Origin of the sequence: Amycolatopsis bartoniae, assembly GCF_014191255.1 — a bacterium.
GTDB lineage: Bacteria > Actinomycetota > Actinomycetes > Mycobacteriales > Pseudonocardiaceae > Amycolatopsis_E > Amycolatopsis_E bartoniae.
In genome coordinates this window covers 744,010-757,769 of sequence record NZ_JACHWH010000002.1, presented here as the reverse complement: position 1 = coordinate 757,769, position 13,760 = coordinate 744,010, and the positions used below count along the sequence as shown (strand labels likewise).

The following is a 13,760-nucleotide window of genomic DNA, read 5'->3' as shown; positions in this document are numbered from 1 at the left end:
CATCGCCCGTTGAATAAAACCAGGATGGCCTCGGGGAAGGCGTTCGTCAAGCGGGATACGCTGGTCGCGCTATGACTGAGACCGCGGTACGCGCCCGCTTCTGCCCCTCGCCCACCGGCACCCCGCACGTCGGGCTGATCCGCACGGCGCTGTTCAACTGGGCCTTCGCCCGCCACCACGGCGGCACACTGGTGTTCCGCATCGAGGACACCGACGCCGCCCGCGACAGCGAGGAGTCCTACCAGCAGTTGCTGGAGGCGTTGCGCTGGCTGGGCATCGACTGGGACGAGGGCCCGGACGCCGGCGGCGAGTACGGCCCTTACCGGCAGAGCGAGCGCCGCGACATCTACGCCGACATCGCGCGGCGGCTGCTCGAAGCGGGCGAGCTGTACGAGGCGTACTCGACCAACGAGGAGGTCGAGGCCCGGCGCAAGGCCGCGGGCCAGGACCCCAAGCTGGGCTACGACAACTTCGACCGCGACCTCACCGAGGCCCGTCGCGAGGCGTTCCGCGCCGAGGGCCGCAAGCCCGTGCTGCGGCTGCGGATGCCGGCGGAGGACCTGAGCTGGGACGACCTCGTCCGCGGGCCCATCACGTTCCCGGGCGGCAGCGTGCCGGACCCGGTTCTGGTGCGCGCCAACGGGGATCCGCTGTACACGCTGACCAACCCGGTCGACGACGCGCTCATGCGGATCACCCACGTGCTGCGCGGCGAGGACCTGCTGCCCTCCACGCCGCGCCAGCTCGCCCTGTACGCCGCGCTGCGGCGCATCGGCGTCACCGACTTCACGCCCGAGTTCGGCCACCTGCCGTACGTGATGGGCGAGGGCAACAAGAAACTGTCCAAACGCGACCCGCAGTCGAACCTGTTCAACTACCGCGACCGCGGGTTCATCCCGGAGGGACTGCTCAACTACCTCGCGTTGCTGGGCTGGTCCATCGCGGACGACCGCGACGTGTTCAGCGTGCAGGAGCTCGTGGACGCCTTCGAGATCAGCAAGGTCAGCGCCAACCCTGCCCGGTTCGACGCGAAGAAGGCGGAGGCGATCAACGGCACGCACGTGCGGGCGTTGTCCGCCGAGGACTTCGTGCGGCGGGTGATTCCCTACCTGGTCTCCGCCGGTGTCCTGCCGGAACAGCCGAGCGACGAGCAGCTGGACCGGCTGCGTGCCATCGCGCCGCTGGTGCAGGAGCGCGTGACGGTGCTCGGCGACGCCGCCGGGCTGGTGCGCTTCCTGTTCGTGCCGGAGGAGGAGTTCGCGCCCGAAGAGGACGCGGCCACCAAGGCGCTCGGGCCGGACGCGGAGCCGGTGCTGCGCGCGGCGATCGAGGCGCTCGAACCGCTGTCCGAGTGGCAGGCGCCCGCGATCGAGCAGGCGCTCAAGGACGCACTGGTGGAGAAGCTGGGTCTCAAGCCCCGCAAGGCTTTCGCGCCCGTGCGGGTGGCTGTGACCGGGCGCACGGTGTCACCGCCGCTGTACGAGTCGATGGAGCTGCTCGGGCGCTCAACATCACTCGCTCGGCTGATGCGCGCAGTGCCGGGCAACTGACAGTAGAGGGTCACGATCGCGAATCGACGAAAGTAATCACCTTGTCGGTCGAATCGCGAACGCGCTGAGTCCCCTAGCCTCGCTGGGTGGATTTCGCGCGCCCCCGTTCCGTCGCCCCCGTCACCACCCTCGGCGCTCCGGCCGATCCGTGGACGCCACCCCGCCTCCGCCTGGTGTGCCTGGACATCGACGACACGCTCGTCGACTTCAGCGCCGCCGGCCGCCGCGCGCTCGCGGCGGTGCTCGGACGAGCGGACCTGTGGCCGCTGTGGGACCAGATCACGGACCGGCACGTGGCGCTCGTGGTGGCGGGCGAGCTCGACTACGCCTCGATGCACCGCAGACGCACGCGGTGTTTCCTGGGGGAGCTGGGCGTGGTCGCGGACGACGAGGAGATCGCGCGGTTCGAAGCGGAGCGCAAGGACCTGCTGCGGCGGTCGATGTGCCTGTTCGACGACGTCCTGCCGTGCCTGGACTGGCTGCGGGCGGCGGGCGTGCAGCTGGCCGCCGTGACGAACGCCTCAGGGGCGCACCAGCGGGCGAAACTGGCCGGTCTCGGCCTCGCCCGGTTCTTCGACCACGTCGCCATCGCGGGCGAAATCGGTGTCGCCAAGCCCGATCCCGTGATGTTCCACTCAGTCTGCGCCCGGTTGGGCTGCGATCCGGCCGAAGCCGCTCATGTGGGCGACAAGCTCCAGACCGACGCCGTGGGGGCGCGGGACGCGGGGCTCGCGGGCGTGTGGCTGGACCGCCACGACAGCGGCGCGGAGGTCCCGGAGGGCGTGCACGTCATCAGCGGCCTCGACGACCTCCCGCAGCTGCTGGTCAGCGAGTTCGCGCGCATCGGGGTCCCCGCCCAGCGCTGATTGCGGCCCCCGGTGCGGGGCGGTCGCGGGGCGTGGTCTAGTATTTCTTCCCGGCGGAGCTGATCCGGATCGCGACCGGAACGGCAAAACCGTTGGGGTATGGTGTAATCGGCAGCACGACTGATTCTGGTTCAGTTAGTCTAGGTTCGAGTCCTGGTACCCCAGCTGCGAAGCGGAAATGAGCGTCTGGTAAGTTTCCTCTCGCAACAAAGAGCAAGCCCCCGTCGTCTAGCGGCCTAGGACGCCGGCCTCTCACGCCGGTAGCGTGGGTTCGAATCCCATCGGGGGTACAACGCAGGAGCCGCTTCCACCAGGGAGCGGCTCCTGTGTTTTGTCTGCGACGAGGCTTGCAGTGCCTGGGTCACGGCCTCAACGGTGAGTACGAGCTCGATCCGGCAATATCCGCAGTCGAGCGGTGTCGGTGTCGTCGACGGTGATTGTCAGCTCCGCGGGCTTCAGCACGACGGGGTCGGGTCCGCTGGCCGGCAGGTGCCCGACGAGCGCACCGTCGAGGTGTTTGGAACGCGGCGGGAGAGGCGTACTTCTCGACGAGCGTAAGTCGAAGCGGATCGGAGTCCGGCTCCACGTACAGGGCACGTACTCGAGCGGGTTGCCGTGCAGCTTCTGCTGCTCGAACAAGTCCATGGTTCCCTGATCTTCGCGTCGCGGTCATCGCGGCGCCGACCATCGCCTGCGCTTCCTTCTGGCGTCGCAGCCGGCCCCGGAGGCCGGTGTCAGCCGGCGGCGGGCCGGGGCCACCATCGGCGCACGGCTTCCACGGTGGGTGTCCGGTCGATCACGATGATGTCGTAGTGCTTCCGGCGGACGGCGGCGCGGAACTCCTCCTCCGCCGACGTACTTCGATCGAGTAGGCAGGTCTCGAAACCGAGGCCCATGCGGGCGAGTTCGGCCGCGGCCCGGTCCAGGCCGGCCTTGACCTCGGCCGCGTCGACCGTCGGGAAGGCTTCGCTGGGCGCCGTGGGGTCGCCGACGACCCGTGGATCGAGCCCGACGTTCAGTACTGTGCTCATTCGAGATTCCTTTCGGACGATCAGGACGGCGGTGGTGCGGCGGCTGGCAGTGAACGTGCGCGAAGGCCGTCACTTCGATTCGATCATCTGGGTCGTGACGCAGTGCGCCCGTCGCGGCGGCCGGATCGGCTCAGACCTTCCGCCGCCTCCGTGGCGGCGGGCAAATCGAGGACGAGCAGCGTGATCGCCACGGCCAGCACGCCGTCGCTGAAAGCCTCCAACCTGCTCGTGCGGCTGCTGATCCGACGTAACCGCGCACGAAAGAGTTGGCGTTCTACCGCTGCTACGCGCCCATCCCCGTGGCGCTGCCCGTTCTGGTCCGGGTGGCCGGAACCCGGTGGCGCGTCGCGGAATCCTTCCAAACCGGCAAAGGACTGGCCGGCCTCGATCAGCACCAGGTCCGACGCTGGGTCTCCTGGCACCGCTGGACCATCCTGGCGATGCTCGCATACGCGTTCCTCACCGTCGTCGCCGCAACCGAGCGTGCCCGAGAACCATGACAATCACGATCTACGGCTGGAGTACCAAGCAAAGCCGAATCACAGCAGCTGTTCGACCCCTACGCCATCCCCGGTCCCGGCCGCCCCGTCTTCGAGCTCACCGGCGCCACGAAGGACCCCAGTCCGGCCGCGGTCGGCTATCCGCAGGTCAGAGTCGGTCTGCCGATAACGGTCTGGCGCTGAAGGGCGGTGCGACCTGGTCAACCGAGATAGAACGTTCGGTATTGACCCATTCGAGGGAGTCCGCTAGGGTAAGCCGTGTACAGAGCGCTCTAGACACCCAAGCATGCTCCGGGTTCGTCTCGTGCCCATCGAATCGCATCCGCCTCAAGGAGATTTCGTGAGTGCCGCCACGAGTGCCCTCGCGCCGTCGCTGCGGCGGTTGTCCTTGATGCGGTTCGCCTTCGCGCTTGTGTGGGCCGGGTGGTTGATCGCGATCGGGTCGAGTGCCGGCCGTTCGCCGCTACGTTGGCCGCGGCGGGAGTGACCGTCGCCGGGACGTCGTTCATCCCGTGGGCCGCCGACCTGGGCGCCGAAACTGTCTGCGTCTGGGGAGACATTTCTGTAGCTCGCCGCACTTGAGTGCGTACCGCACTGCGTTTTCGGCTTTCGGACCGCATTTTCCGCGTCTTTCCGTTGCAACTCCAGGTAACACCAAATCCAACGGAGGAGTTCTTCCATGCGTATCCTGTTCTCGCCCATGCCCGCGTTCGGCCACCTGTATCCCTTGCTGCCCTTGGTTCGTGCCTTTCGCGGCCACGGCGACGACGTGGCGTTCGTTGGGCCGCCGTCACTCGGCCAGATGGTCGCCAGTGAGGACGCCGAGGTGCTTTCTGCCGGCGCGGAGATTCCCGAGCTGCTCGGCGAGGTCATCCGCCGTACCGGCATTGACCCCGTGGCCGGCGGTACGCCGGACACCGACACCGAGGCGGAACTGTTCGTCGGAGTCCGTCCCGATCTGTCCTTCGACGACGCGCTCCCCTTGGTCCGGGAATGGCGCCCAGACCTCATCGTCGGCGACAGCTACGACTACCTTGGCCCGCTGCTCGCGGCCAGGCTCGACGTGCCGTTCGGTACCGTCACCCTCGGTCCGGAATTCAGGCCGGACCAGACCGTCGCGCTGCAGTCCAAAGTCGACCTGCGCGCGGAGCGAGGCCTCGGCTTGCGTAAGCCTGTCTTCGTCGCGGACATCTGCCCGCCGGTCATGCAGGTCGACCACTGGCAGAGGCCCGAGCACTGGTTGCCGCTGCGGCCGGAGAGTCATCGTGCGCCGAACGGTCCGGAACCGAAGTCGTCTTCACCCGTCGATGGTGAGCGGCCGCGAGTGTTGATCACCTTCGGCACGCTCTTCGGTAGCCCCAAGGTGCTCAACCCGTTGATCAACGAAGTCGCCGCACTCGACGCCGACCTGCGCGTGACGCTTGGTCCTGCCGCGACCCCCGAGGAGTTCGACGTCGACCGCGAGCGTGTCCAGTTCGAGCCGTTCCGTCCGATGGCGGAACTGCTGTCCGATTGCGACGTCGTCGTTTGTCACGGCGGTGCGGGAACGACGTTGGGCGCCCTCTCCCTGGGAATCCCGCTGGTGGTACTTCCCTATGCTGCCGATCAGTTCGCCGTGGCCGACCGGGTCGTCGTGTCTGGTGCCGGGCTGCGCCTGCTGCCGGAAGAGGCCGCGGTCGAATCTCGCATCCGGCAGGCCGTCACGGAGCTGTTGACCGATTCGGCATTCCGAGACCGGGCGGCGAAGGTTGCCGCGCAAATCGCCGGCATGCCCACGGCGGCCGAGGTCGTCGAGTCGATAGCTGAAATTCTGGGCTGACCGCGTGCAGCCCTGGCGCTGATGATCTCCGCGCCAGGGCTTGCGGAGCATCCCCTCCGGGCGCCCGCGTGGTACTCGCCGGTAGCGCCGGCGTCTCCGCCGAAGCTGTAACGGATGAGACGCCGTTCGCGATCTTCCGATGACCACTGCTCTTTCTCCGCCCCACAACGGAAAACCGTTATACAAAAGGGGCAGACAGCCTTCCCCGCACCTGTTAGCTTTCCTCTGCCCGTCACACTTCTGGGGGACAAGGTGTGCTGTTCTTGTCGTGCCCGCTCGGGGGTTGTGTGACTTCGTTGCACCCTTCGAGGAGGAATGAGTGGCGAACTCTGTCGCCAGTGCACCATCCAGACACCTGCGCCGCGGGCTGACGCTCGCGGCGGCCATCGCGGTCGGCGTCTCGATCGCGCAGTCGCCCGCCGCCGTCGCGGCGGGCACGCAGGAGCTGCGGCCCGTGGGAGCGGCCCCGCAGGTGCCGAACAACGCCGTCCGCCTGGCGGATCCCGACGCGAACCAGCCGGTCGAGCTGACCGTCGAGCTCTCGCCGCGCGACCCGGCCGCACTGCAGGCCTTCGTGACCGCGGTGTCGACGCCCGGCTCGCCGCAGTACAAGCAGTACCTGGCCAAGGGCCAGTTCGCCTCGGCGTTCGGGCCGACGAAGGCCACCGTCGACACCGTGACGGCCGCGCTGAAGGCCCAGGGCCTCCAGCCTGGCTCGGTCAGCGCGGACGGACTCTCGATCCCCGTGCGGACGACGGTCGGCGAAGCCGCTCGCGCCCTGCACGTCGGCTTCGCGGGCTACCGGATGTCCGACGGCCGCACGACGTACACGAACACGGACTCGCCGGAGCTGCCCGCCAACGCGGCCGCCGAGGTCACCGGCATCGTGGGGCTGAACAACCTCGTCAAGCCCGTTCCGCACCACACCACGACGGGCAAGACCGTCGCCGTGCCCGAAGGTGCGGGCTCGCCCGTGCACTCGAACGTCGCCACTCCGACCTTCTGCGCCGACGTCAAGCAGCTGGCCGCCAACAGCGGCCTGCAGGACACCCAGAACTACTGGGAGCCCGCGACGCTGGCGGCCAACTACGCCTACGGCACCGGCGCGCTGCTCAACCAGTACGGCAACACCGGTGCCGGGGTCACCGTCGGCCTGCTCGAACTGGAGAACTACGACCCGCAGGACATCAAGGCCTTCAACGACTGCTTCGGTCTGCGCAACGCCGTGTCGACCGTGAAGGTCGCGGGCGGCCCGACCCTGCCGCCGACCTACACCACCGGGGTCGGCCTGGAGTCGGCGCTCGACATCGAGGTGGTCGCCGGCATCGCGCCCGGTGCGGCCATCAAGGTGTACCAGGGCCCCGACAACGCCTCCAGCACCGACTACCTCGCCACCTACCGGCAGATGGTCACCGACGACGCCGTCCAGGTCATCTCGACCTCGTGGGGCATCTGCGAAACCGACATGCAGGCGTGGGACCCGGGGATGCGCAGCGCCGAGGCCAACGTGTTCGCCATGGCCGCGGCGCAGGGGCAGACCGTCGTCGCCGCTTCCGGTGACTCCGGTTCCACCGGCTGCTACCAGAACCCGTCCAGCCCGGATGTCAGCAACCTCGTCACGGACGATCCGGCGTCGCAGCCGAACGTGCTCGGCGTGGGCGGTACGCGGATGACGCTGCCCAGCGGTGCTTCCACCGCTTCGCAGAGCACCTGGAACACCCCCGGCACCTACCCGGGTGCCAGCGGCGGCGGTGTCTCGCGCTACCAGGTGCTGTCCGGCGCCGCGAACTACCAGAGCACGGTCCAGGGCAGCGGCTACAGCAACCTGTGCGGCGCGGCCAGCGGCTCGACCTGCCGCCAGGTGCCGGACGTCTCGGCACTCGCCGACGGCGACACCGGGTACCTGATCGCCAACGGTCACGACGGGACGCCGGGGCAGGCCAACTTCGTGCAGTACTGGACGACCGTCGGCGGGACCAGTGGCGCCGCACCGCTGTGGGCGGCGATCCTCGCGCTCACCGACGCCAGCCAGTCCTGCGCGGCGAACGGGGCCGTCGGCTTCGTGAACCCGACGCTGTACCAGCACGGCACCCTGCTGACCGACATCACGGTGGGCAACAACAAGCTCGACGGCTCCGGCTACACGGGCTCGCTGTACCCGGCGACCACCGGGTACGACCTGGCGACCGGCCTCGGCACCCCGAAGGCGCCCGCGCTCGTCGAGACGCTCTGCGCGGCGAAGCCCGCTTCGGTGGGCAGCGCGTTCTCCGCGGTCACGCCGGCTCGCATCCTGGACACCCGGTCGTCGATCGGGCAGCCGGGCACTGCGCCGCTGGGTGCGGGAGCCACGCTGAAGCTGCCGGTGACCAACGCGAACGGCGTGCCGGGCGGTGCGACCGCGGTCGTACTGAACGTGACGGCGACGGAGCCCACCGACGGTGGGTTCCTGACGCTGTGGCCGGACGGTTCGCCGCGGCCGGCGTCGTCGAACCTGAACTTCTCCGCGGGACAGACGATTCCGAACCTCGTGACCGTCCCGGTGGGACCGAACGGGACTGTGGACATCTACAACCGCTTCGGCACCGTCCACGTCATCGCCGACATCTTCGGCTACTACTCGACCGGTGCCAGCAGCCGGTTCAACCCGCTGACGCCGACGCGGGTGCTCGACACCCGGTCGGCCACCGGCGTGCCGGGCACGGCACCGCTGGGTGCGGGGGCGACCCTGCAACTGCCGGTGACGGGCCGCAGCGGGGTGCCGGCGTCCGGGGTCACCGCGGTGGTGCTGAACGTGACGGCGACGGAGCCCACCGACGGTGGGTTCCTGACGCTGTGGCCGGACGGCTCGTCGAGGCCGGCGTCGTCGAACCTGAACTTCTCGGCGGGACAGACGATTCCGAACCTCGTGACCGTCCCGGTGGGACCGAACGGGACTGTGGACATCTACAACCGCTTCGGCACCGTCCACGTCATCGCCGACCTGTTCGGCTACTTCACCAACGACGGCAGCGGGTACCTGTTCCACACGTCCACTCCGCAGCGGCTGCTCGACACCCGCAGCGGCCAGGGCGTGGCCGCGGGCCAGCAGGTTCCGGTCGGCCCGGGCGGAGTGCTGGCGCTTCCGCTGCAGGACTCGGCCGGTGCGGGCAACTACGGCCCGCTGGCGACGGCCAAGGCGCTCATGCTGAACGTGACGGTGACCGAGCCCACCGACGGCGGGTTCCTCACCGTGTACCCGTCCGGGGTGGCGCGGCCGGCGTCGTCGAACCTGAACTTCACTGCCGGGCAGACCATTCCGAACGCGGTGGTCACGCCTGTCAACGGTTCGGCGATCGACTTCTACAACCGGTTCGGCACCGTCCAGGTCATCGCGGACCTGTTCGGTTACTACGCGTCGAACTGATCACGTAGCCTGCTCTGGCCCCCCGCGACGGGGGGCCAGAGCAGGTGTGCGCAGGGGGTAGGAACAGCGGTGAGCTGGTTCGGATCGGTGCCCGTCGGGCTCGTGTGCGTCGGATGGCTGCTGGTACCCGGACTGCTCGTGACCTACCTCGCGGGCCTGCGGGGCCTGGCGGCCTGGGCGACGGCCCCGATCGTGACGGTCGCGGAGGCGGCGGCGCTCGCCGTGGTGGCGGGCAAGCTCGGCGTCGCGTGGTCCCCGCTCCTGGTCGCCGTCGTGTGCCTCGTGGTCGCGGTGGTGACCGGTGTCGTGGCGTTCCTCGTGCGGCGCCGCTTTCCGCCGCGGCAGCCGGACCGCCGGTCGGCCACGACCGCGGCCGTGCTCGGGCTGGTGCCCGCCGCGGTTCTCGGGGCGGTGGCGCTGGCCCGCGGCTTCGGCGAACCGGACTCGCTGTCGGAGACCTTCGACGCGGTGTTCCACTACAACGCCGTCGCGTACATCCTCGACTCGCACAACGCGTCCTCCCTCACGCTGACCAACCTCGGCGCGCCCGGCGCGCCGGACGCCTTCTACCCGGGCGCGTGGCACGACCTGGTGTCGCTCGTCGTGTCCACCACCGGCGGCAGCATTCCCGTCGCCACCAACCTGTTCGCCGCCGCGGTCGCGCTGCTCGCCTGGCCGCTGTCGTGCGTTTTCCTCGTCCGTCAGATCTTCGGTCCCTCGCGAGCGGCGTTGGCCGTCACCGGCGTGGTCAGCCTCGGCTTCAACGCCTACCCGTGGGGGCTGCTCAGCTTCGGTGTCCTGTGGCCGAACCTGCTCGGCATGGCGCTGGCCCCGGCGTCGCTGGGCGTCGTGCTTTCGGTGTGCGGGCTGGCGAAGGAGGACGCCCTCGGCCGCGGCCGGGCGTGGCTGCTCCTGCCGGTGGTCGTGGTCGGACTGGCGCTCGCGCACCCCAACGTCCTGTTCAGCCTCATCGCTTTGTCGATCTTCCCGGTCGGTACCGCGTTGATCCGTCGCGCGCTACGGCGTCCGGGCCGGGGACTGGCCGAGATCGCGGTCGCCGTCGCGGTGTTCCTGCTGGGCTGGTGGTGGGCGGCGACCACGCCGGCACTGGCGACCGTCCGCACGATGCCGTGGCCGCCGTTCACCACGCCCCGGCACGCGGTCAGCGAGCTGCTGCGCAACGCCACCAACACGTACGACTCGCTCTGGGTGCTGTCCGCGTTGGTGCTGGTGGGGTTCGGCTACTGCCTGTGGCGCTCCGGACTGCGGTGGCTGGTGGGCGGGCAGCTGCTGTCGTGCGTGCTCTACGTCCTGAGCGCCGGGGTGAACACGGCGGCGACGCAGAAGTTCACCGGCTACTGGTACAACGACTCGCACCGGCTCGCGGCGATGGTGCCGATCACCGCCGTGCCGCTCGCGGTCGCCGCGATCCTGTTGCTCACGCACGCGATCCGCCGCGGCGTGCCGAAGGCGGCACCCGTGCTCGTCGCGTCGGTGCTGGGCGTGGTCCTCCTCGCGGTGACCGGCGGGCTGTACGTGCACAGCCACACCACCGTCCTCGCCGGGCACTACACCGAGGCCGCCGCCAAACCCGGCAGCCGCCTGGTCGACGACCGGGAGCGCGCCTTCTTCGCGCGCATCAAGAACGAGATCCCCGCGGACGCCCGCGTCGCCGGAAACCCGTGGGACGGCAGCATCCTGTTGTGGGCACTGGCCGACCGCCAGGTGCTGGTGCCGCAGTTCGGGGTGCCCGAGACCCCGGACCGGACCTCCGTGGCGCAGCACCTGATCGACGCCGCCACGGACCCGGCGGTGTGCGCGGCCGCGGACCGGCTGGACGTCCGCTACCTCCTCATCGGCGAGGAGTACTTCTGGCCCGACTCGCCGGGCCCGAAGGAGTATCCGGGCCTCGCCGACCCCGGCGCGCGACCGGGTTTCCAGCTCGTCGACTCCGACGGGCCGTTGAAGCTCTACCGGCTCACGGCTTGCTAGCGACGAGCACGAACTCGTTGTAGGGAAAGAACTTTCCGGCGAACCGGGGGAACGGGAACGACCTGCGCTCCTCGACCGTCAGGCCCAGCTGCCGCGCCACGTCCGCCAGCCCGTCGAAGTCGGTGAACTCCACGTGCGTGCTGTCGGTGGCGTAACCGCGCTCCTGCGGGCAGATGAACACGACCCTCGCGCCCGGCGCCAGGTAGTCGACGTAGCCGGCCAGGACCTTGACCGCGTCGGCACGCGGCAGGTGCTCGATCAGGTGCGCGGCGAGCAGCCCGCCGAAGCGCCCCGGCGTCGCGTATTCGGTCTCGCCGAACTCTTCGGTGGTGAAAGCGGTAAGCCCGCGCTGACGGCACACCTCGACGGAGTGCTCGTTGTGGTCGACCCCGACACCCCGCGGCGCGAGGTGGGCGAGGTTGCGGCCGAGCCCGCAGCCGACGTCGAGGACCTCGCGCGTGCCGAACAGCCGCCGGACGTTGCGCCGGTACGGGGCCTGGACGTCGAGCAAACGCTTCCACAGCGGCTGTTCCAGCCGGACGAGCCGATCGGTGTAGTCGGCACCGTCGGTGGATCTCGGGGCGGTCATTCCGGGGACTGTACCGGCACGACGGCCGAAAGCGTGCCGGGCCAACGTTGCCACTCCGGCGCGGTCGGGCCCGCGGAGGGCGCCCGGCAACACGGTCAGTGCGAAGAGCCGGGAGGACAGGTGCAGCCGTGCCGCGCGGGCAGCACGGGTCCAGCCGTGCTCGCGCAGGCTTTCCGCGGTCTCCAGGAAGAAGTTCTCGGCCTCGGCGAACCGGGAGCCCGCCTGCGCGGTGGCCGAGGACTCGCTTTCCGCGTGCCTGCGGTACTCGAAGCACACCGTGTCGTCGACGAGCAGGCTTTCCCCGCGCTGCACCAGTTCCAGCAGCAGCGCCAGGTCCTGGATCACCCGCAGGTCCTCGCGGAACCGCACCGACCGCAGGCTGTCCGTGCGCCAGCACAGCGACGGGAAGTACAGCCAGTCCCCGCGCACGAGGCTCAGCGCGAGCGGTTCGCCCCGCAGCACCAGCCGGCCGCGGACCTTCGGTGCGTAGATCCGGCGTTTCGCTTCGTCGACGAGCGTCCGGGTGGGGCGCCCTTCGCCGTCGATGAGGCGCACGCCGGGCTGGATGATCGCGGCCTGCGGCACCGCTTCGTGCGCGGCGATGACCGTGCCCACGTAGTTCGGGAGCATCCGGTCGTCCGAGCCCATCAGCACGGTCAGCTCGTGCTCGGCCAGCCCGAGGCACTTGTTGAAGTTGCCCGTCACGCCGAGGTTGCGTTCGTTGCGCAGGTAGCGCACCCGCTCGTCGCCGAGGCCCGCGAACCACTCCGGCACGCCCGGCACGGTCCCGTCGTCGACGACCGTGAGCCGCCAGCGCGGATCGTCCTGCGCGAGCACGCTGCGCACCGCGGTGCGCATCAGCTCGTCGTCGCCGTAGTACGGCATCAGGATGTCAACCGTGGTCATGCCGCTGCTGCCTCCGGTGCTCGTCCAGTTCCAGCCGCAGGATCGCCAGGTCCTCGGCCAGCTTGCGGGTTTCGTTCTCCACCCGCGACAGCTCCCACGACAGGTGCAGCGTCACGCAGACCAGGAAGATGATCGCCACGAAGAACAGCAGGTTCACCGGCAGCACGACACCGGTGGCCCTGGCCAGCGCGGTCAGCAGGCCGGGGAAGATCGTCAGCACCAGCACGACCACCCCGACGACCAGCCACAGCACGGCGTACTTCTCGCTGAGCTGGCGCCGCCGCAGCAGCTCGAAGATCCCGGCCAGGACGAGCAGGCTGCCGACCAGGCCGACGACGTAGGAACTCATCGCGCCTCCGGGGAAAGCGTGGCCCGGTCCGCGACGACGTCCCAGCGGCGGACGAGCGCCAGCAGCAGCGCGAACCCCGCGCGGAACAGGTAGACGCTCGCCTTGAGCGGGCGGTGACTCGGCCGGCCGTCACTGCGCGGCCGCATGCGGGCGGGCACCTGCGCGACCCGGCAGCCGGCGCGCAGCGCGATCACCAGTGACTCGATGGTGTCACCGAGGTACTCGACCGGGTAGTGCTGCGCGAAAATCGGCAACGCACGGGGACCGGTGGCCTTGAAACCGGACGTGGTGTCGGTCAGCGGGGTCTTCGCCAGCCGCGACAACACCTTCGCGAGCACGACCATCGCCCACCTCCGCGGCCCGCGGACGCGGTACTCGTCGTCCTCGCCGTGGAAACGCGCGCCGATCACCACATCGGCGTCGGTGAGCCCGGCCAGCAGCCGCGGCACCTCACGCGGATCGTGCTGCCCGTCGGCGTCCACCTGCACCGCGGTGTCGTAGCCGTGGCGCAGCGCGTACCGGAACCCGGCGCGCATCGCCCCGCCGACGCCGAGGTTGTAGGGCAGTTCGAGGACTTTCGCGCCCGCTTCGCGCGCGGTCTCGACAGTGCGGTCGGTCGACCCGTCGTCGACGACCAGCACGTCGGTGCCGGGCAACGCCGTCCTGATCTCGCGAACCGTCCCGCCCACGCAACGCTCTTCGTTCCAGGCGGGGACGATGATCAGGACCCGCTCACCCGGCGGTTGTCTTCCCAC

The 13,760-nt window shown here is 69.7% G+C and carries 11 protein-coding genes, 2 tRNA genes and 1 pseudogene; 8 read left to right on the top strand and 6 right to left on the bottom strand.

The window, feature by feature from the left end; translation table 11 throughout:
* Positions 1-71: 71 nt before the first annotated feature.
* From gltX to FHX82_RS15495, 4 genes are all read left to right on the top strand, one after another.
* Positions 72-1,550 (top strand): glutamate--tRNA ligase, encoded by a 1,479-nt coding sequence (gltX, locus tag FHX82_RS15510; protein ID WP_145937215.1) that lies wholly within the window; start codon positions 72-74, stop codon positions 1,548-1,550.
* A gap of 173 nt (positions 1,551-1,723) precedes the next feature.
* Positions 1,724-2,416, top strand: a complete 693-nt coding sequence (locus tag FHX82_RS15505; RefSeq protein ID WP_145937232.1) for an HAD family hydrolase — start codon at positions 1,724-1,726, stop codon at positions 2,414-2,416.
* 93 nt (positions 2,417-2,509) lie between these two features.
* Positions 2,510-2,581 (top strand) — tRNA-Gln (locus FHX82_RS15500).
* Between the two features lie 52 nt (positions 2,582-2,633).
* Positions 2,634-2,706 (top strand) — tRNA-Glu (locus FHX82_RS15495).
* A 79-nt stretch (positions 2,707-2,785) separates the two neighbouring features.
* Here FHX82_RS15495 and FHX82_RS15490 read toward each other — a convergent pair.
* From FHX82_RS15490 to FHX82_RS37000, 3 genes are all read right to left on the bottom strand, one after another.
* Positions 2,786-3,061 (bottom strand): hypothetical protein, encoded by a 276-nt coding sequence (locus FHX82_RS15490; RefSeq protein WP_145937214.1) that lies wholly within the window; start codon positions 3,059-3,061, stop codon positions 2,786-2,788.
* 89 nt (positions 3,062-3,150) lie between these two features.
* Positions 3,151-3,447, bottom strand: coding sequence for a hypothetical protein (locus FHX82_RS15485; protein WP_145937213.1), 297 nt, complete (start codon positions 3,445-3,447; stop codon positions 3,151-3,153).
* Positions 3,448-3,530: 83 nt separating this feature from the next.
* Positions 3,531-3,638 carry a hypothetical protein gene (locus FHX82_RS37000; RefSeq protein ID WP_229880930.1) on the bottom strand — a complete coding sequence of 36 codons (108 nt, stop codon included), beginning with the start codon at positions 3,636-3,638 and terminating at the stop codon, positions 3,531-3,533.
* A 43-nt stretch (positions 3,639-3,681) separates the two neighbouring features.
* Here FHX82_RS37000 and FHX82_RS36995 point away from each other — a divergent pair.
* The 4 genes and pseudogenes from FHX82_RS36995 to FHX82_RS15465 form a co-directional block, all read left to right on the top strand.
* Positions 3,682-3,944, top strand: a pseudogene (locus FHX82_RS36995) (IS701 family transposase); the annotation flags it as partial.
* A gap of 682 nt (positions 3,945-4,626) precedes the next feature.
* The gene (locus FHX82_RS15475; protein ID WP_145937212.1) at positions 4,627-5,766 is read left to right on the top strand and encodes a glycosyltransferase; all 1,140 of its coding nucleotides are present in this window, start codon (positions 4,627-4,629) and stop codon (positions 5,764-5,766) included.
* A gap of 319 nt (positions 5,767-6,085) precedes the next feature.
* A complete protein-coding gene (locus FHX82_RS15470; protein ID WP_145937211.1) occupies positions 6,086-9,169 on the top strand; it encodes a S53 family peptidase in 3,084 nt (1,027 codons plus the stop codon).
* Between the two features lie 69 nt (positions 9,170-9,238).
* Positions 9,239-11,161 carry a DUF6541 family protein gene (locus FHX82_RS15465; protein WP_145937210.1) on the top strand — a complete coding sequence of 641 codons (1,923 nt, stop codon included), beginning with the start codon at positions 9,239-9,241 and terminating at the stop codon, positions 11,159-11,161.
* Here the strand turns inward: FHX82_RS15465 and FHX82_RS36990 are convergent.
* The 3 genes from FHX82_RS36990 to FHX82_RS15445 are packed head-to-tail and all read right to left on the bottom strand — an operon-like array spanning position 11,148 to position 13,760.
* Complete coding sequence (locus FHX82_RS36990; RefSeq protein ID WP_229880927.1) at positions 11,148-12,656, bottom strand: glycosyltransferase; 1,509 nt, start codon at positions 12,654-12,656, stop codon at positions 11,148-11,150. The genes FHX82_RS15465 and FHX82_RS36990 overlap by 14 nt on opposite strands.
* Complete coding sequence (locus FHX82_RS15450; protein ID WP_145937209.1) at positions 12,643-13,005, bottom strand: DUF2304 domain-containing protein; 363 nt, start codon at positions 13,003-13,005, stop codon at positions 12,643-12,645. The genes FHX82_RS36990 and FHX82_RS15450 overlap by 14 nt, the downstream gene beginning before the upstream one ends.
* Positions 13,002-13,760, bottom strand: a complete 759-nt coding sequence (locus FHX82_RS15445; RefSeq protein ID WP_145937208.1) for a glycosyltransferase family 2 protein — start codon at positions 13,758-13,760, stop codon at positions 13,002-13,004. The genes FHX82_RS15450 and FHX82_RS15445 overlap by 4 nt, the downstream gene beginning before the upstream one ends.